This is a genomic window from Stagnimonas aquatica, assembly GCF_003730135.1.
In the GTDB taxonomy this organism is placed as follows: domain Bacteria; phylum Pseudomonadota; class Gammaproteobacteria; order Nevskiales; family Nevskiaceae; genus Stagnimonas; species Stagnimonas aquatica.
The window spans coordinates 252,524-271,150 of the sequence record NZ_RJVO01000005.1 but is presented as its reverse complement, the minus strand read 5'-3'; the positions used below and the strand labels follow the sequence as shown (position 1 = coordinate 271,150).

18 protein-coding genes are annotated in these 18,627 nt (G+C 64.0%); 13 read left to right on the top strand and 5 right to left on the bottom strand.

What is annotated here, in order from left to right:
• The 3 genes from ED208_RS12475 to ED208_RS17140 all read right to left on the bottom strand — a co-directional run.
• Window positions 1-127, bottom strand: a 127-nt coding sequence (locus ED208_RS12475) for a hypothetical protein (protein WP_148044722.1), incomplete at its 3' end; no start/stop codon positions are given.
• 92 nt (window positions 128-219) lie between these two features.
• Entirely contained in the window at window positions 220-2,229 is a 2,010-nt protein-coding gene (locus ED208_RS12470; protein ID WP_123212231.1) for an acyltransferase family protein, read from the bottom strand.
• 18 nt (window positions 2,230-2,247) lie between these two features.
• A complete protein-coding gene (locus ED208_RS17140) occupies window positions 2,248-3,480 on the bottom strand; it encodes a glycosyltransferase family protein (protein WP_148044752.1) in 1,233 nt (410 codons plus the stop codon).
• A gap of 648 nt (window positions 3,481-4,128) precedes the next feature.
• On the opposite strand from ED208_RS17140, the gene gmd reads away from it, so the two are divergent.
• From gmd to sat, 3 genes are all read left to right on the top strand, one after another.
• A complete protein-coding gene (gene gmd / locus ED208_RS12465; RefSeq protein ID WP_123212230.1) occupies window positions 4,129-5,244 on the top strand; it encodes a GDP-mannose 4,6-dehydratase in 1,116 nt (371 codons plus the stop codon).
• Window positions 5,245-5,247: 3 nt separating this feature from the next.
• Window positions 5,248-6,237 (top strand): GDP-L-fucose synthase, encoded by a 990-nt coding sequence (fcl, locus tag ED208_RS12460; RefSeq protein WP_123212229.1) that lies wholly within the window; start codon window positions 5,248-5,250, stop codon window positions 6,235-6,237.
• 204 nt (window positions 6,238-6,441) lie between these two features.
• Window positions 6,442-7,626, top strand: coding sequence for a sulfate adenylyltransferase (gene sat / locus ED208_RS12455; protein ID WP_123212228.1), 1,185 nt, complete (start codon window positions 6,442-6,444; stop codon window positions 7,624-7,626).
• Window positions 7,627-7,716: 90 nt separating this feature from the next.
• Here sat and ED208_RS12450 read toward each other — a convergent pair whose 3' ends face one another.
• On the bottom strand, window positions 7,717-8,496 hold the full coding sequence (locus ED208_RS12450) for an inositol monophosphatase family protein (RefSeq protein WP_123212227.1): 780 nt from the start codon (window positions 8,494-8,496) through the stop codon (window positions 7,717-7,719).
• Window positions 8,497-8,537: 41 nt separating this feature from the next.
• Here ED208_RS12450 and ED208_RS12445 point away from each other — a divergent pair, with 41 nt between their 5' ends.
• The 3 genes from ED208_RS12445 to ED208_RS12435 are packed head-to-tail and all read left to right on the top strand — an operon-like array spanning window position 8,538 to window position 11,226.
• On the top strand, window positions 8,538-9,368 hold the full coding sequence (locus tag ED208_RS12445; RefSeq protein WP_123212226.1) for an RNA methyltransferase: 831 nt from the start codon (window positions 8,538-8,540) through the stop codon (window positions 9,366-9,368).
• Window positions 9,369-9,376: 8 nt separating this feature from the next.
• The gene (gene cysE / locus ED208_RS12440) at window positions 9,377-10,087 is read left to right on the top strand and encodes a serine O-acetyltransferase (protein WP_436286625.1); all 711 of its coding nucleotides are present in this window, start codon (window positions 9,377-9,379) and stop codon (window positions 10,085-10,087) included.
• A gap of 5 nt (window positions 10,088-10,092) precedes the next feature.
• Complete coding sequence (locus ED208_RS12435; protein ID WP_123212225.1) at window positions 10,093-11,226, top strand: cysteine desulfurase family protein; 1,134 nt, start codon at window positions 10,093-10,095, stop codon at window positions 11,224-11,226.
• On the opposite strand, the gene ED208_RS12430 is transcribed toward ED208_RS12435, so the two are convergent.
• Window positions 11,223-11,870 carry a hypothetical protein gene (locus tag ED208_RS12430; protein WP_123212224.1) on the bottom strand — a complete coding sequence of 216 codons (648 nt, stop codon included), beginning with the start codon at window positions 11,868-11,870 and terminating at the stop codon, window positions 11,223-11,225. The genes ED208_RS12435 and ED208_RS12430 overlap by 4 nt on opposite strands.
• Before the next feature lie 275 nt (window positions 11,871-12,145).
• Here ED208_RS12430 and ED208_RS12425 point away from each other — a divergent pair, with 275 nt between their 5' ends.
• The 7 genes from ED208_RS12425 (at window position 12,146) to ispG (ending at window position 18,627) form a co-directional block, all read left to right on the top strand.
• Window positions 12,146-13,699: an aminotransferase class V-fold PLP-dependent enzyme gene (locus tag ED208_RS12425; protein WP_123212223.1), complete on the top strand. Its 1,554-nt coding sequence runs from the start codon at window positions 12,146-12,148 to the stop codon at window positions 13,697-13,699.
• The gene (locus ED208_RS12420; protein WP_123212222.1) at window positions 13,696-14,016 is read left to right on the top strand and encodes a HesB/IscA family protein; all 321 of its coding nucleotides are present in this window, start codon (window positions 13,696-13,698) and stop codon (window positions 14,014-14,016) included. Before ED208_RS12425 ends, ED208_RS12420 begins: the two co-directional genes overlap by 4 nt.
• Window positions 14,017-14,160: 144 nt before the next feature.
• Window positions 14,161-14,592 (top strand): nucleoside-diphosphate kinase, encoded by a 432-nt coding sequence (gene ndk / locus ED208_RS12415; RefSeq protein ID WP_123212221.1) that lies wholly within the window; start codon window positions 14,161-14,163, stop codon window positions 14,590-14,592.
• A gap of 19 nt (window positions 14,593-14,611) precedes the next feature.
• On the top strand, window positions 14,612-15,748 hold the full coding sequence (rlmN, locus tag ED208_RS12410) for a dual-specificity RNA methyltransferase RlmN (RefSeq protein WP_123212220.1): 1,137 nt from the start codon (window positions 14,612-14,614) through the stop codon (window positions 15,746-15,748).
• Window positions 15,745-16,476, top strand: a complete 732-nt coding sequence (gene pilW / locus ED208_RS12405; protein ID WP_123212219.1) for a type IV pilus biogenesis/stability protein PilW — start codon at window positions 15,745-15,747, stop codon at window positions 16,474-16,476. The genes rlmN and pilW overlap by 4 nt, the downstream gene beginning before the upstream one ends.
• 102 nt (window positions 16,477-16,578) lie before the next feature.
• Window positions 16,579-17,508, top strand: a complete 930-nt coding sequence (locus ED208_RS12400; protein WP_123212218.1) for a RodZ domain-containing protein — start codon at window positions 16,579-16,581, stop codon at window positions 17,506-17,508.
• A 30-nt stretch (window positions 17,509-17,538) separates the two neighbouring features.
• The gene (gene ispG, locus ED208_RS12395; protein WP_123212248.1) at window positions 17,539-18,627 is read left to right on the top strand and encodes a flavodoxin-dependent (E)-4-hydroxy-3-methylbut-2-enyl-diphosphate synthase; all 1,089 of its coding nucleotides are present in this window, start codon (window positions 17,539-17,541) and stop codon (window positions 18,625-18,627) included.

The following is an 18,627-nucleotide window of genomic DNA, read 5'->3' as shown; positions in this document are numbered from 1 at the left end:
CGCCACGCCGCAGCATCGCCACCTTGCGCTCGTCCACGTCCACGCACAGCACGTCGTTGCCAACCTCGGCAAAACAGACCGCCGTGACCAAGCCTACGTAGCCAGAGCCGAATATGGTGATGTTCATCGTTGAGTGTCGTCTTGTGGGATGTGGTCAAACGTGGACTGGCTCCCCTGAGCGCGAAGGCAAAGGTGAACCGGGGGGAATGCGCGCGCCTCTTACTCGCGAATAGCGGGCCAAACATCGGCCAGTTTAGCCCCCAGTTGCGGCGCCAGCGCCTTGGAGAATGTCGCTGTGATGTGATGGCGATCCCGATATACCAGCCAGTTGCCGATGATGGGCGCGCACTCGGTTGAAGTGCAGAAGAATGGGGTCATATCGATGTAGCTCGCGCCAAACGCCGCCGCAGCCGCTTTCTCGGCCTTCTGAGCTTCTGAGTGGAAGGCGTCTGTTGGCGAGCGTCCACAGACGTTGGCGCGGTCGAGGTGAGCCGACAGGCATATGGCCGGTGTATCGAGTTGCTCGGGGGTGTCTGCGATCACCGCCACTTTGGTTCCCGGCGGTACTTTTTCTAGTGTGCGCGCTAGCCCCATTTGCCACGCTTCTTCGAAAGTCTGGCCGTCCGGGACGAGATTTGTTGATTGCAGGTTTGAGATGATCAACAAATCCGGCTTGATGTAAGCGATTCTGGCGAGTGCGGCCTGCCGCCAAGACTCGCATGCAAAATAGCGGACGCCTTTGAGTGTTCGAGGCGTATCCACGGACGGACAGGCGGATTTCGTGAGGGGTATCAGCTTGATGTTGGATGCCACGGCGATTTCGTTGATTGCCGGGAACCACTGCGCTGCATGCGAATCGCCGAAAAGCACGATGGTCTTTGGGCTGAGCTCATTCCCGAATACACAATCCTTCGGTCGCGTTACCTCAAAGCCGACATGACAGCCGCTCTTGTAGAGACTGGGATTGTCCTTGCTGGCCTCCCGAAGAGACGGCTTCAGATTGCTTGGAACGAAGTCAGTGAACTGCGGCTCCGCTGAAAGCGCTGCTTCAGGAGCCTGTCGCCCGGAATGAAGATCGCCAGTCTGATCGAGCCTGCCCTTCACGTGCGCAGCGCCTGCGATCACGCCAGAAGCCAATAGCGCGCCCGTGATGATTTTCCATGGAGGCGCTTCAAGGAGCTGCTTGCTACGACGGAATGGTTCCTCCACAAGCCGGTAGCTCGCCATCGCCAGCAGCAAGGTCACTGCGGTAAGCCCTATGTAGCTCCATTCGCCCAGCGGCTGTCTCAAGGTGGCCGCAGGAATAATGAAAACGGGCCAGTGCCAAAGGTAGATGGAGTACGAATGTGTCCCCAGGAACTGAAATGGCCGAAGAGCTAGCAGGCGGCTTACATGATTTTCAGGGTTTATTAGTCCGGCGAAAATAATGGCGGCCGTCCCAAACGCCGGGATAGTCGCTGCAATGCCTGGGAACTGCGTTTCTTTGTCAAAAATAACTGCGGCGCCAAAAACAAGAGCGAGACCGACCGTAGCCAGAGCCGAACTGGTAAATCCGCTGCTTTGCAAGCGGCGGGGGCGTTGCGCCATAACGGCCACTAGGCCGCCGGTCCCCAACTCCCAAGCGCGGGTGGGTAGTCCAAAAAAGGCCCAAGAAGTATTGACGGGAGTCGCCCAGGCGCAAAGCGCTAGCGAAAGCGCGACGACCGCAGCAACCGCCCAGGTGAGCGAGGCGCCCCGTTGGCTGGTTAGCTTCCAGAAGATAGCCAGGAACAAGGGCCAAGTGAGGTAAAACTGCTCTTCGATTCCCAGCGACCAATAATGCTGGAACGGAGATGGTGAATCTTCCGCTAAATAATCTGAGCCTTTAATGGCAAGATAGATATTGGGAATGTATAGGGCGGTCGCGGCGACATTTTCAGAAATCTCAGCGGAACGCAGGGGGGGTAGGAAGGCATAGGCGAACAGGGCGCTCGCTGCCAGTACAAAAAACGCTGCCGGAATGATACGTAGAATCCGGCGTGCGTAAAACGCCGAGAAGCTGATATGATTGTTTTTCTGTAAAGAGCCGAGAAGGTGGCTGGTAATTAAGTATCCGGAGATGACAAAGAAAACATCAACACCGACATAGCCCCCGCCGAGCAGAGAAAAGTTTGCATGGAACAAAACAACGAAGGAGACGGCGACGGCTCGTAGACCTTGGATGTCTGGGCGAAATTGATCTGTTTTCATTATTATATTTTGCAACGATTAACCAGCCTGACCGCGTCTTGTCTGGCTGAGCTTGACGCGCTTAATCGTCAGCTTAATGCCCTTGAGGACATAGTACAGCGCTCGAAGAAAGCCCACCCCGGGCCGAGTCTCGATGGCGTCCAGAAAATTCTTCCATGCCTGTCGCGATGCCTCTGGGGACAGATTTTTTGAGTAGACGCTGAAGGCGTCTTTTGCAAGTTTTTCCCTGGTTTTCGGATCGGCAAGGTCATCAACTTCGATACAGGCGCCCGCTCTCTCAAGATCCTCATACTTTGCTCGATGAGTGAAGTTCTGGTTCAGGAAAACCCGCCAGTTTTCCTCGGTAATGGCCACCAGGGTTGCCGTGCCAGACGGACCAACTACGGGAACGAACGTCGGAAGCCCAAGAGCCATGGCTTCAATGGCGGACCGACCGATGCCGCAGAACGCACCAAATCCATGAAGTGCGCGTGCTGCAGAATTTACAGAGTAATCATCGTCAATAATTTTGACTGCGGCGCCAGATGCCTTATTTTTCAATTCCTCCAGCATGGGCTTGTCTTGTGAGACGCCATAATGGAAGAAGTAAAAGTCATGCGGATGACTGCATATATATTGATAGATTAGATCGAGTGGCTTCCTTTTTTCTTCGGATATTCGCATGACACAGACTAGCGTTTGCGCGCCAATCTTATTGCCGATATGCGGATAAACGGCTTTCTCCAGATACTCCTCATCTCGCGGAGGTGGGGTTACCCGCCCTGGCGCGACGAGAATGTCGTGCTTGGTACCATTGTTGGAGAACAATTTTCTGTCTTCGTCATGAAAAACTACTAACGGGACTTCTTGAAATATCTTTGTCCACTTCGGGCTGCCGCCGCCGGGCTTGATGTGGGCGAAGAGTACATCGAGGCCGCGAGCTGCAAGCATCATGGGTACGCTGCTGAATACCCAACCAACCGAGATAAAAATTGGTTTGGAAGCGGCCTGGTGGACGATCTCCTTTTCAGCGCCTGCGAGTGCTTTCAACCCCTTAATGTCGAAGGGAGAGTCCATCCGGATGTGGCGGTGATAGGACACATCGTCGAATACTGAAGAGGGCACATCGCCGAAAGTGATTACAAAGACTTCTCGATCTGATTGCAGGCTTTTTGATATTTCTTTTACTGAACGGTAGTGGCCGCCAATTCCAGTATTAATTCCCGAGAAGGAGGAAATAAAAAAAACCAAAGTGTTCTTCGACGGGATCATTTGTTGCTTTTCTTGCGGTGCATCCCGCAGTGTAATTTACAGGGATTGTTATCTAATGCCACGAGCGGTAGCCATCACCCAAGTCGGTGGGGACACAAGGGGGCGACCTAGATGTGCGCTGCGTGTTGAGGCCTGGATGGTTACATGGAGAACTATTGTGCGTTCGAATTAGTACAGAGCGTGCGCTGGCGCCCAGCAATAGTCGTTCCCTTGGCCGTTGATGGCTGGCTGCAGCACAGCGCTTTTGGTCCATGCTCGTGATCGTATAAACAGGGCACCACGGCCGCCACCGCAGCAAGTCTACCCGGTAGGGCCAAGTCGCGGACGGGCGCTCCGGCCAAATGACGAGACGGTGGTCACGTCTGGGATATGCGAAGCCCACGTCTGCGGATCACTGACCTTGAAGGCCATGTGCTCTGCCCACGAGGCTCCACGCCGATTGGCGATGTCGCTGGTCTCCTTGGAATTGGGCTGCGGTGCGCGAAAACTGGGGCTGCGCGTTGACGGACGTCGTTGGCTCCCGCCGGGAGGCCCAGGCTGGAGGTGCTCTTTTGGCTGGAGTCTTTCGTCTCTAATCCCAGGGGCTGTCACAATCCGAGCTCTTAGTCACTCACATCGCCCAATGACTGTTCCGAAGGGCCGCTATTCATGAAAAAAGCGCTAATCACCGGCATCACCGGCCAAGACGGCTCCTACTTGGCCGAGCTGCTGCTCGCCAAGGGCTACGAGGTCCATGGCATCAAGCGCCGTGCCTCCTCGCTCAACACCGAGCGGATCGATCACATCTACCAGGATCCGCACGAGCCCAATCCGAAGTTGCGGCTGCATTACGGGGACCTCACCGACACTTCCAACCTCATCCGCATCCTCCGGGAGACTCAGCCGGACGAGGTCTACAACCTCGGGGCGCAGTCGCACGTTGCGGTCAGCTTTGAGGCGCCGGAATACACGGCGGATGTGGATGCCATCGGCACCTTGCGGCTGCTGGAGGGAATCCGCTTCCTGGGGCTGGAAAAGAAGACACGCTTTTATCAGGCCTCGACCTCGGAGCTTTACGGACTGGTTCAGGAGATTCCGCAGAAGGAAACCACACCCTTCCACCCGCGCTCCCCGTATGCGGTGGCCAAGATGTACGCCTACTGGATCACGGTGAACTACCGGGAGGCCTACGGCATTTATGCCTGCAACGGCATCCTGTTCAATCACGAGTCGCCGCGCCGTGGGGAGACCTTCGTGACGCGCAAGGTGACGCGTGGTCTGGCGAACATTGCCCAGGGACTGGAGTCCTGTCTCTACATGGGCAACATCGACTCCCTGCGTGATTGGGGGCATGCCAAGGACTATGTGCGCATGCAGTGGATGATGCTGCAGCAGGAGCGGCCGGAAGACTTCGTGATCGCCACCGGAATCCAGGTGTCCGTGCGCGAATTCATTCGCCGCAGCGCCGCGCAGCTGGGGATCAGCCTGGAGTTTCGTGGTGAGGGCGTCGAGGAGCTGGCGGTGGTCGCCGCCATCGAGGGCGACAAGGCGCCGGCGCTGAAAGTGGGGAATGTGATTGTCCGCATCGACCCGCGCTACTTCCGTCCCGCCGAGGTGGAAACCCTGCTGGGCGATCCTTCCAAGGCCAAGCAGAAGCTGGGCTGGGTACCGGAGATCAGTCTCGACGAGATGCTGGCCGAGATGGTCGCGCACGATCTCGACAAGGCGCGCCAGCATGCGGTGCTCCGCAATGCGGGATTCAAGGTTTCGGTGAGCCACGAGTAGCCCATGAGTTCCGTCTCCGTGGAGCGAAAGATCTACGTCGCCGGCCATCGCGGGATGGTTGGCTCGGCCATCCTGCGCCGGCTGCAGGCCCGGCAGGCGGCCGGTGAACGACTGCAACTGCTGACGCGCAGCCACGCGGAACTGGATCTCACCGACCAGGCCGCAGTCCGTGATTTCTTCGCCAGCGAAAAGCCCGATGTAGTCGTGCTGGCGGCGGCCAAGGTGGGCGGCATCCTTGCCAACAACAACTATCCGGCGGAATTCATCTACGAAAACCTGATGATGGAGTGCAACCTCATCCATCAGGCCTATCAGGCGGGCGTGCGGCAGTTGCTGTTCCTTGGCAGCTCCTGCATCTATCCCAAGTTCGCGCCGCAGCCGATGCCGGAAAGCAGCCTGTTGACCGGCGTGCTGGAACCCACCAACGAACCGTATGCAATCGCCAAGATCGCTGGCATCAAGCTCTGCGAGTCCTACAACCGCCAGTACGGGACCGACTACCGCTCGGTGATGCCAACCAATCTGTACGGCCCCAACGACAACTTCCATCCCTCGAACAGCCACGTCGTGCCGGCGATGCTGCGGCGCTTCCACGAGGCGGTGGCGTCTGGTGCGAGCGAGGTCGTGGTCTGGGGCACGGGCACGCCCAAGCGTGAGTTCCTGCACGTCGATGACATGGCCGAGGCCTCGCTGTTCGTGCTGGAGCTGGACCGCGCCAGCTATGAGGCCAACGTCAGCCCCATGCTGTCGCACATCAACGTCGGCACCGGCCAGGACGTGACCATTCGCGAGCTGGCGGAAACCATCGCCCACATCACCGGCTTCACCGGCAGTCTGCGCTTCGATACCGACAAGCCGGACGGCACGCCTCGCAAGCTCATGGACGTGTCGCGGCTGGCTGCCATGGGCTGGCGCGCCCGGATTTCCCTGGTCGATGGCCTCCGCGACGCCTACGACTGGTTCCTCGCGCATGCCAACGAGGCGCGCGGCTGAGGGGGGCATCGGCAGATTGGGGGCCTCGGCCAAGCTTTTGGCTGCATCGGTGGTGCGCTCGCTAGCTGACGCCGCGCCCCCTTCGGTGTGACGGACGAATCTCCACATCGACCTCGTCCGTTCGAAGCTGCTCGCCCGGCACGGGCTACGTTTACCCTATGCCGCCTTTCCGGCTACTCCCAGTTCTAACCCGAGACGCGCCCGATGATTGCCCCGCACGGTTCCCCCACGCTCAACCCGCTGTATGTCGCCGATGAGCAGCGTCGCGCTGCCCTGCTGGCGGAAGCCTCGCAACTGCCCGACCTGCTGCTCAACTCCGCGGCAGCGGCCAACGCGGTCATGCTCGCGGCGGGTTACTTCAACCCGCTCAAGGGCTACATGAACCTGGCGGATGCCCTGTCGGTGACCAAGGATCTGAAGACCAGCGATGGCCTGTTCTGGCCGGTGCCGATCCTCAACCTAACCAAGCAGTCCGGCTTGAAGCCGGGTCGCTATGCGCTGCGCGACCCCAATATCGAAGGCCATCCGGTCCTGGCGATCATGGATGTGCAGGCGGTCGAGACGGTCAGCGACGAGCAGTTGCAGGGCATGGCCAAGGAGATTTTCGGCACCCTCGACGCCAAGCATCCCGGCGTGCAGACCTTCCTGGGCCTGGGCAATCAGCTGCTGTCGGGCCCCATTGAGGTGCTGAACTTCAGTTACTTCCGTGACGAGTTCCCCGACACCTTCCGCACCGCTGCCGAGATTCGCGAGGAGATCGCCCAGCGCGGCTGGAACAAGGTGGTGGCCTTCCAGACCCGCAATCCGATGCACCGCGCGCACGAGGAGCTGTGCCGCATGGCGCAGGAGCGCCTGTCGGCCGACGGCATCGTCATTCACATGCTGCTGGGCAAGCTCAAGGAGGGCGACATTCCGGCGCCGGTGCGCGATGCCTGCATTCGGCAGATGGTGGAGCACTATTTCCCGCCCAACACGGTGATGATCACCGGCTACGGCTTCGACATGCTCTACGCCGGCCCGCGCGAGGCGGTGCTGCACGCGGTGTTCCGCCAGAACATGGGTGCCGACTACCTCATCGTCGGCCGTGACCACGCTGGCGTGGGCGACTACTACGGTCCCTTCGATGCCCAGACCATCTTCGACGAGAAGGTGCCGGCCGATGCCCTGAAGATCCAGATCTTCCGTGCCGACAACACCGCCTACAGCAAGAAGCTGAACCGGGTGGTGATGATGCGCGAGGCGCCGGATCACAACCCGGAGGACTTCATCGCGCTTTCGGGCACCAAGGTGCGGCAGATGTTGGGGCAGGGCATTGCCCCACCGCCGGAATTCTCCCGACCGGAAGTCGCCAAGGTGCTGATGGACTACTACCAGAGCCTGGGCGGCTGAGTTCTGGAAGACGGGGCGGGTGCGGCGGCCGGTTTCCGGCCGCGCGCCCTGCCTTGAATGGGCGGCCGTTGTGGAGGCCGCCCGCGTTAATCAGTCGACCTTGCCCAGCAGATCCTTCAGCGGCTGTAGCAACTTGGGCGTGGCGGCAAGAATGTGGCCGTGCTCCAGCAACTCACCCTCCCGCAGGCCGGTCACGCCACCGCCGGCCTCCTGGACGATGACGATGCCGGCGGCGATGTCCCAGGGCTTGAGATTGAGCTCGAAGAAGCCATCCAGGCGGCCGGCCGCGACATAGGCGAGATCCAGCGCAGCAGCGCCGGCGCGGCGCAGGCCGGCACTGTTTTCGGCCACGCGGCGCATCATCGGCAGATAGGTGTCTAGCGTCTCCGGGTTGCGGATCGGGAAGCCGGTGCCGATCAGGGCATCTTCCATCTCCTTGGCCTTGCTGACCCGGATGCGCTTGTTGTTGAGCGTGGCGCCTTCGTTGCGGCTGGCCACGTAGAGGTCCTGGGTGCAGGGCGCATAGATCACGCCGTGCTCCAGGCGGCCGCGCACTTCCACGCCGATCGAGACCGCGAAGTGCGGCAGGCTGTGCAGGAAGTTGGTGGTGCCATCCAGCGGGTCGATGATCCAGCGCACTTCGCCATCGCGGCCGGAAGCACCGCCTTCCTCGCCGAGGATGGCGTGCTCGGGGTAGTGCTTGCGGATGATCTTGACGATCTCGCTTTCCGCGCCACGGTCCACCTGGGTCACGAAGTCGCTCTTGCCCTTGCGCTCGATCTTCAGCGCATCGACGCGGTCGTAATTGCGCATGATGAAGTTGCCGGCGGCGCGGGCGGCGAGGACGGCGATGTTGGCGAGCGGCTGCATGGCAAAAAGCGAGTGAAGGCAAGCGTTTAGAATACCACGCTATGGCTACTCTCCCTCTCGAACGCCTGCCCACGCGCAGCGATTCCCTGTTTGATCCCCGGCTCGCCAACTTCCGTGTGGTGCTGAGCCACACCCAGCATCCGGGCAATATCGGCTCGACCGCGCGGGCGATGATGAACATGGGCCTGCGCGACCTGGCCCTGGTCGAGCCGGAGCGCTATCCGCACCCGCAGGCGCGCGCTCAGGCTTCCGGAGCCCTGGTGGTGCTGGACGAAGCCCGGGTCACCAAGACCCTGGAAGAGGCCGTCGCCGACTGCGCCTGGGTGGTGGGCACCTCGGCCCGCGCGCGCCATCTCGGCGACGAACCGTTGACTCCGGAAGCCTTCGCCGAGCAGGCCGTCGCGCGCGCCGAGCATGGCCGGGTGGCGCTGGTGTTCGGTTACGAGCAGACCGGCCTCACTAACGAAGAGCTGGACCGCTGCAACGCAGTGGTCGCCATCCCGTCCAACCCCGGCTACTCCTCGCTGAATCTGGCTCAGGCGGTGCAGGTGCTCTGCTACGTGCTGCGCCGGGCGGCGATTGCCGAAGTGCCTCGGGTCTCGGCCAAGGCCGATCACCCCTGGTACCAGCCGCCCACCGCCGAGCAGGTCGAGCAGTTCTATGAACACCTGGAGCGGGTGCTCTTGGCGACCGGCTTCCTCGACCCCGACAACCCGCGTCTGCTGATGCGGCGCCTGCGCACCCTGTTCAACCGCTCGCAGCCCGACCTCAACGAGCTGAATCTGCTGCGCGGCATCCTCACCACCGTTGAAAAGCCCAAGCGCCGGCGCAATAACGCCGATCTCCTGTTGCCGCCGTTGGCCGAAGGCTAGCTTCCATCATGGGCATCCTGTCCACCATCGCTGAGGACGTCCGCAGCATCCGCCAGCGCGATCCGGCGGCACGCTCCACCTGGGAGGTGCTGACCTGCTACCCGGGACTGCATGCGGTCTGGGGACACCGGGTCTCGCACTGGTTGTGGACGCACGGCTTGAAATGGCCGGCGCGCTTCAACTCGCACCTGGCGCGCTGGTTCACCGGGATCGAAATCCACCCGGGCGCGGTGATCGGTCGGCGTCTGTTCATTGACCACGGGCTCGGTGTGGTGATCGGCGAGACGGCGGTGATCGGCAACGACGTCACCATCTACCAGGGCGTGACCCTAGGCGGCACCAGCCTGGAAAAAGGCGTCAAGCGGCATCCCACCCTGGAAGACGATGTCGTGGTCGGCGGCGGCGCCAAGGTGCTGGGCGGATTCACCGTCGGCGCTGGCGCGCGCATCGGCTCCAACGCCGTGGTGGTGAAGGCGGTGCCGCCCGGGGCGACCGCCGTCGGCATTCCGGCCCGCATCATCAGCGATCCCGACACCCAGGCCGCGCACGGCTTCGACGCCTACGGCGTGACCCGCGACATGCCCGATCCGGTAGCCCAGGCCATTCAAGCGCTGACTCAGCGGATCAGTGCCCAGGAGGCCGAGATCCGGCGGCTGACCTCGACCCTTCAGGCGTCCGGCGCGCAGGGCAACGCGGAGTTGGACGGGGCGGCGCGCTAAAGGCCATGCCCGCCTATCTGGATCACAACGCCAGCACCGCAATTGATCCGCGGGTGCTCGAGGCGATGCTGCCCTACCTGTCTGGGCCGTATGGCAATCCTTCCAGCCTGCACCGCTACGGTCGCCTGGCACGGGACGCGGTCGAAAGGGCGCGTGCGCAGGTTGCGGCTCTGGCCGGTGCCCAGCCGGGCGAGCTGATCTGGACCAGTGGCGGCACCGAGGCCAACAACCTGGCGCTCAAGGGCCTTTGCCAGGGGGCTGCCAGTGGCCGCCTGTTGTACGGCGCCACCGAGCATCCAGCCGTCATGGAGGCGGCGGAGAGTTTGCGCGCCGAGGGATGGCCAGTGGAGGTGATCGCCGTCGACGACCAGGGCCGGATCGACGGCGCGGCTTTTCGCGGTCAGCTGGTCACCGGTCCCCTGCGGTTGGTGAGCCTGATGCGCGCCAACAACGAAACCGGGGTGATCCACGATCTCGCTCCCTGGGCGACGGAGATCCACGCGGTCAGCGGCTGGCTGCACGTCGATGCGACCCAGGCGGCCGGCAAACTGCCGCTGGACATGTCGGCGCTGGGTGCCGATCTGTTGACCCTCTCCAGCCACAAGATCTACGGCCCCAAGGGGGTTGGTGCCTTGCTGGTGCGGGCGGAAGTCGAGTTGCATCCGCAATTGCACGGCGGCGCTCAGGAAAAGGGCCTGCGGGGCGGTACGGAAAACCTGCCGGCCATTGTCGGCTTCGGCGCCGCTGCGGAACTCGCGCAGCAGGAACTGGAGGCACGCATCCGCCACCAGCAGGTCTTGCGCGAGCGTCTCGACGCCGGCCTGCGGGCGCTGCCTGGGACGCGCTTGTTCGGCGAGGGCGTGCCGCGTTTGTCCAACACCAGCCAGTTCGCGCTGGAAGGCTGGGACGGCGAAGCCTTGCTGATGCACCTCGACCGTCGCGGCTACGCGGTCAGCAGTGGCTCCGCCTGTGCCAGTGGCAGCGGCGAGCCCAGCCATGTGCTGCTGGCCATGGGCGTGGAGCCGATGCTCGCGAAGGGCGCGGTGCGCGTGAGTCTGGGCAAGGACAGTCAGGCGGCCGAAGTGGATGGCCTGCTGCGCGCACTCGACGAGTTGCGCCTGAGGGGCAGCGCCGCCTAGCGGCGGTTGCTCGACTCCGGCCCGTCTGCCGCCGCGAAACGACCCTGGGTCGGACCCATTGGCGGGTTGCTCCGGGGAGCCGACTCCTGCTGCCGGCGGCTGTAATCCAGCAGCAGCAGCTTGCGACGCAGGCCCAGAGCCCGGGTGACGGCATCGCTGAGCAGGTCGCCCCGGGTGCTCAGGGTTTCGCCCTGTTCGATGCGCTCGACCAGTTGCTGGATCAGCAGGCAGGGCACCACGTCGCCGCGCAGTTGGCCGTCGGCCTCGCGGCTGAAGCGCACCAAGCCGCGCAGGGCGTCGAGGAAGGCCCGCAATTCAGCGAAGGAGCCGAGTGCCCAGACGGCCCTTGCGAGGGTTTCAGGATCGTGGCGCAGCTGGTTGGCGATGAACTCGCCCAACCTTAGCGGCTGCCCGTCGGCGTCGAGATTGCTGCTGAAGCTCAGGCCGGTCTGCAGGCCGCCCTCGCTGTCGATCAGCCGGTAGATCGCCTCGTGCGGCTTGATACTGCGCGGGTCCAGGCCGGAATGGCGGCAGGCATCGGCGACAAAGGCTTCGGAGTTGGCACTGCGCGGGGCGGCAGCGCCGGCGGCGACGAAATCGTCGAGCTGTTGTCCGAATTGGCTGAGTCCTTGACTGCTGGTCATCGCTCCCTCGCGCCCCGCTGTTGTTCTTGATTGGGCGGGGATAATTCTTATAAACGATTCATTTACAGCTGTAGGGTTCGAATTCGGGTTGACGTTCGGGACCGGTGCTGCAAGTTGCCAGGATGAGCGTCCTAGTGGATTGAAAAGATAGTGGTTTTTGTGAAAGTGCGAACTCTGTCTCGTATTTCTCTTGAGTCCCCGATCAAAGCGGGCCGCCGGCGAATTCTGGCGTAGTCCTTGACGCCGCCGCCGGCTGCCGCTGCACTGCGCGCCTCATGAATGCCATCTATCTCGATCACGCCGCCACCACGCCGCTGGCGCCCGAGGCCTATGCCGCGATGCAGCCCTGGCTGCAGGAGCAGTACGGCAATCCCGCCTCGGATCACGCCTACGGAAGGCGGGCGAAGCAGGCGGTCGAACGCGCTCGGGCGCAGGTGGCGGCCCTGCTGGGGGCGACGGCCGAGGAGATTCTCTTCACCTCCGGGGCCACCGAGTCCAACAATCTCGCGATCAAGGGGGCGCTGGAATTTCGTGGCCTGGAGGACGCGCACCTGGTCACCGCCCGCACCGAGCACAAGTGCGTGCTCGACAGCGTGCGCTACCTGGAAAGTCGCGGCCTGCGCGTCACCTGGCTCAAGCCAGACGCCAGCGGCGTGATCCCTGCCGAGGCGGTGCTGGCCGCACTGACGCCGGCCACCGCCATGGTGTCGCTGATGTGGGTGAACAACGAGCTGGGTAGCGTCAACCCGGTGCAGCAACTGGCGCCGCTGCTGCGCGAGCGCGGGGTGCTGTTCCATGTCGATGCCGTACAGGCGGCCGGCAAGCTGCCGATCAATCTGGCCGAGACGCCCATCGACCTGCTGTCGGTGTCGGCGCACAAGATCTACGGGCCCAAGGGCGTCGGCGCGCTGTTCGTACGCAAGCGACCGCGCGCGCGGCTGAGTCCGCAGATGCACGGCGGCGGACACGAGCAGGGCATGCGCTCCGGCACCCTGGCGACACACCAGATCGTCGGCATGGGCGAGGCCTTTCGCCTGGCAGGCGAGCGGCAGACTGCCGACGCCGCCCTCTATGCAGCGCTGCGCGACCGGCTCTGGGCCCGGCTGTCGGCCCTGCCGAGGGTGCTGCGCAATGGCAGCGCCGAGGGCGCGCCGCACATCCTCAATGTCAGCTTCGCCGGCGTCGAGGGCGAGGCGTTGCGGGCGATGCTGCCGGCGCTGATGGTCAGCTCCGGCTCGGCCTGTTCCAGCGCCACCCGCGAGCCCTCCTACGTGCTGCGGGCGCTGGGCCGCGACGACGCGCTGGCCAATGCCTCGCTGCGGTTCTCACTGGGCCGGGCCAACAGCGAGGCGGAAATCGACCAGGCCGCCGCGCAGGTGATCGAGGCGGTGCTCTGGCTGCGGGAGATCAACGGCGAACCGGTGGGGGAGGGCGCGGCGGCGGTTCCGGGCGACAACGTTTACGACTATCCACCGGCCATCTGGCAGCATTTTTCCAGCGCCGGCGAGCATGCCGGGTGCTTTCCCGCCGGGACTCCGGGGCTATTGAGTCTGCGGGCCGAGAATCGCGCTGCGGCTTCCACGCTGGGTCTGCAACTGCGCCTGGGCGAGGACGGGCGAGTCGAAGAGGCGCGTTTCCAGGCTCTGGGTTGTCCGGTGGGCATCGCCGTCGGCAGTTGGCTGGCGCGCCAGACGCTGGGCCAGACGCCGGCCGCATTGCGGGCTCTGGATGTCCGGCAACTGCGCGTGGCGCTTGAAATTCCCGAGGACAAGCTCCACTGTGCCCTCATGGGCGAAGACCTGCTTCGCCAGATTCCCACAGGCCCATGATCCAGCTCACCGACTCCGCCGCCAAGCGCATCACCGCCCAGCTCGCCAAGCGTGGCAAGGGCGTCGGTCTGCGGGTGGGCGTGAAGAAGTCCGGCTGCTCGGGCTGGGCCTATGTGCTCGACTATGCCGATGAAGTGGCGGCCGACGACGCGGTCTACGAGGCCGGTAGCGCCAAGGTGGTGGTCAAGCTGGAGCACCTCGACAAGCTCGACGGGCTCACCCTCGATTTCCAGCGCGAGGGCCTGAACGAGGCGTTCAAGTTCATCAATCCCAACGTCAAGGCCCAGTGCGGCTGCGGGGAAAGCTTCGCGGTGTAAGGCCGGATGTGCGCCAGGATGGTGCGCTGCATCAATATGTAGCGGTCGCGGGTTACAATAGTGAGCTAAGCGATACTTTTGGCCCGAATGGGCCTGTCCGTTTTGGACTCGCGAGTTTTCGTAACCTCCCGCAGGACTTCATCCATGGCCATTGAACGCACTCTCTCCATCCTCAAGCCCGACGCCGTCGCCAAGAACAAGATCGGCGCCATTATCGCCCGCATCGAAGACGCCGGCCTGAAGGTCGTCGCCGCCCGCATGATCCACCTGACCCAGGCCGAAGCCGAAGGCTTCTACGCCGTGCACAGCGAGCGCCCGTTCTTCAAGGACCTGGTCAAGTTCATGACCTCCGGCCCGGTGCTGGTGCAGGCCCTGGAAGGCGAGAACGCCGTGCAGGTCTACCGTGACGTGATGGGTGCCACCAACCCCAAGAACGCCGCGCCGGGCACCATCCGCGCCGACTTCGCCGATTCCATCGACGAGAACGCCGCCCACGGTTCCGACAGCCTGGAAAACGCGAAGAACGAAATCGCGTACTTCTTCCGCAGCATCGAGCTGTGCCCCCGGACTCGCTAATACGGGTCCCGCTCAGGTCGTGACCGAGACCGCGAACACGCCCAGCCCCAGCCCGAAGAGCCCGACCAATCTGTTCGGGCTGGATCGGGAGGCGCTGCGCGCGTGCTTCGCGGCGATGGGCGAAAAGCCGTTTCGCGCCGATCAGGTGATGCAGTGGATCTACCGCCGGGGTCTCGACGACTTCGACGGCATGACCAATATCGCCAAGGATCTGCGCGAGCGGATGAAGCAGCACTTCGAGATCCGTCACCCCGAGCTGGTGACCGAGCAGACCTCGAAGGACGGCACCCGCAAGTGGGTGCTTCGGCTCGACGGCGGCAATGCCGTCGAGACCGTCTACATTCCGGAAACCGACCGCGGCACGCTGTGCATCAGCAGCCAGGTGGGTTGCGCCATGGACTGCTCGTTCTGCTCCACCGGCAAGCAGGGGCTCAACCGCAACATGACCACGGCGGAGATCATCGCCCAGGTCTGGTTCGCGGCCCGCGCGCTGGGTGGCGACTTCCAGAACGAGCGGGTGATTTCCAACATCGTGTTCATGGGCATGGGCGAGCCGCTGGCCAACTACCAGCCGGTGGTGACCGCGATCCGCATCCTGCTCGACGATTTCGGCTTTGGCCTTTCCAAGCGCCGGGTCACGGTCTCGACCTCCGGCCTGGTGCCCTTCATCGAGCGGCTGAAGGAAGACGTCGACGTCGCCCTGGCGGTGTCGCTGCACGCGCCCAACGACGGCCTGCGCAACGAGTTGGTGCCGATCAACCGCAAGTACCCGATCGCCGAGTTGATGGAGGTCTGCCGTCGCTACACCGACGGCAAGAACCACAAGGCGCACATCGTCTACGAGTACGTGATGCTGGACGGCGTCAACGACAGCCCGGCGCACGCCAAGGAGCTGGCGCGGCTGCTGGGCGACATGCCGGCCAAGGTCAATCTCATCCCCTTCAATCCCTTCCCGCAGGCCGGTTACCAGCGCTCTTCCTCCGAGCGTATCGCCGCCTTTGCCGACATCCTGCGCAGCCGGCGCATCGTCTGCACCACCCGCAAGACCCGGGGCGACGACATTGATGCCGCCTGTGGACAGCTGGTCGGCAAGGTGGCGTCCAAGCAGAAGCAGCGCCTCTCCGATGTGCGGGTTCGCACGGAGCCGGCGGCATGAAGCGTCTGATCGCCGTCCTGCTGCTTGGTCTGCTGAGCGCCTGCGTCACCGAGTACGGTGCCGGCGAAAAACCGGTCGAGCCGAATTTCCGCGAGGCGGCGCGCGCCAACACCCAGTTGGGGATCGAATACGCCCGCAAGGGGCAGTTCGATCTGGCGATGGAAAAGCTCAAGCGGGCCCTGGAGCAGGACTCCGGCTACGCGCCGACGCACGGCGCGCTGGCCCTGCTCTATGCCAAGCGCGGCGAGGAGGCCCTGGCCGAGCAGCACTACCGGCGCGCGCTCTCGCTGGATCCCAAGGAACCCTTCACCCGCAACAACTTTGCAGTGTTCCAGTGCGGCCGCGGCAAGGTCCGCGAAGGCGAGCATCTCTTGCTGGAGACCGCCAACGACCGAAGCTACGGCGCCCCCGAGGCGGCCTGGACCAACGCCGGCATCTGCGTGCGGCGCAACGACCCGGCCAAGGCTGAGCGCTACTTCCGCGAGGCGCTGAACGCCAATCCCAACTACCCCGATGCCTTGCTGGAGATGGCGGTCCTGGCTGCCCAGAACCAGGACTGGCTCCGGGTGCGCGCCTTCATCCAGCGGCGCGATCGCGCAGCACCGGCGACGGCGCAGTCCTTGCTTCTGGCCTTGCAGGCCGAGCGGTCGCTGGATGACAGGGCCGCCGCCAGCCAACTCGAACTACGCCTGCGCAACGAGTTTCCCGAGGTGGCGATCCCGCGTTGAACAGCCGCCCCGGCGGCGGAACCCGGCGCTCGCGCCGGCGCCATTACTGACTACAATCGCGAGCTGACCTCGCCACGCTACAGGCCGACCTCTTCCTTCACCATGACCGATCTCAATTCCGAAGCCGGCGACCAGTCCGGCCTTGCCGGTCCGGGCCGCCTCATCCGCCGCGCCCGCGAGCAGGCCCGCCTTTCCATCGAGGACCTGGGCGCCCAGATCAAGCTCGCGCGCGGCACGCTCGATGCCCTGGAGCGCGACGATTTCGCGACGCTGTCGGAGCCGGTCTATGTACGTGGCTACTACCGCAAGCTGTCGAAGGTGCTGCCGGTCTCCGAGACCGAGTTGCTGGCGGCCTACGAAAAGCTGGTCGCCCCCCGGGTGCCGCCGCCGCCGTCCAAGCTGATCCTGGCCGGCGAGCAGGACCTCGGCGGTAGCCGTCCGGTCGGACTCAAGCTCGGCGTGGGCATCGTCCTGATCGGCGTGCTGCTCGGTCTGCTGGCGTTCTGGGGCAGCCGGCGCAGCGAAGAGACCGCCAGCGGCAGCGTGGTGGTGGTTCCGCCGCCGGCGCCGGCGGTGGAAACCCCTGGCGAGCTGGTGCCGGTGCCGACCACGACCGCTCCGGCGGCTACTTCGGCCAGCCCGGAAGCAGCGGTGTCGGTGGATCCCAGCCAGCCGCCGCCCGCCGCTCCCGCCGCCAGCCTGACCCTGGCGCCGTCATTGGCGCAGTCGCCGGTTCCGGGCCTGGGTTCGACCGTGCCCAGCGCGCCCGCCGCCGCCCGTCCGGCCGGCGGCCGTGGCGAGGTGCAGTTGCAGTTCAACGCCACCTCCTGGACCCGCATCGAGGACGCCACCGGCAAGTCCCTGCTGTCCGGCGTGATCCAGGCCGGCGACCGCCAGACCATCACCGGCGAGGCGCCGTTCGCGATCTTCCTGGGCAATGCGCCGGGCGTGAGCATCCAGTTCAACGGCCAGCCGGTGGACATGAGCCAGCACACCAAGGGCAACAACACCGCCCGGTTCACCCTTCCCTGATCACGCTGCCCTGAGGCACCCCCGATGGCGATGATGGCCAAGCACACGATCACCCGGCGGAAGTCGCGGCAGATCCGTGTCGGCTCGGTGCTGGTGGGCGGCGACGCCCCGGTCACGGTGCAGACCATGACCAACACCAAGACCGAGGACGTCGCCGCCACCGTCGCGCAGATCCGTGCCGCCAAGAAGGCCGGTGCCGATCTGGTGCGGGTTTCGGTGCCGACCATCGCCGCCTGCGAGGCTTTCGGCGAGATCCGCAAGCAGGTCGATCTGCCGCTGATCGCCGACATCCACTTCAACTACAAGTGCGCGCTCAAGGCCGCCGAGATGGGCGCTGATTGCCTGCGCATCAATCCCGGCAACATCGGCAGCGACGCCAAGGTCGCCGAGGTGATCGCCTGCGCGCGCCACCACGGCGTGCCGATCCGCATCGGCGTCAACGCCGGCTCGCTGGAAGCCGAGTTGCAGACCAAGTACGGCGAGCCCAATGCCGACGCCCTGGTCGAGTCGGCCTTGCGCCACATCGAGATCCTGAAGAAGCACAACTTCGAGGACTTCAAGGTGTCGCTGAAGGCCAGCGAGGTGTTCATGACCGTGCAGGCCTACCGCAAGCTGGCCACGCTCATCGACCAGCCGCTGCACCTCGGCATCACCGAGGCCGGCAGCCTGCGCAGCGGCGCGGTGAAGTCGTCCATTGGCCTGGGCATGCTGCTCGCCGACGGCATCGGCGACACCATCCGCATCTCGCTCGCCGCCGATCCGGTGGAGGAAGTGAAGGTGGGCTGGGACATCTTGAAGTCCCTGCACCTGCGCCATCGTGGCATCAATCTGGTCGCCTGCCCGAGCTGCTCGCGGCAGATGTTCGACGTGATCAAGACCGTTAACGAGCTGGAGTCGCGGCTGGAAGACGTTTCCGAGCCCATCGACCTCGCGGTCATCGGCTGCGTGGTCAATGGCCCCGGCGAGGCCCGTGAAGCGGCGCTGGGCGTCGCCGGTGGCCGCCCGAACTCGATCTATGTCGACGGCAGCATCCAGCACAAGGCCCACAACGAGCAGCTGGTCGACGAGCTGGAAAAGCTGGTGCGCGCCAAGCTCGCCGAGCGCAAGGCCACGGCCTGA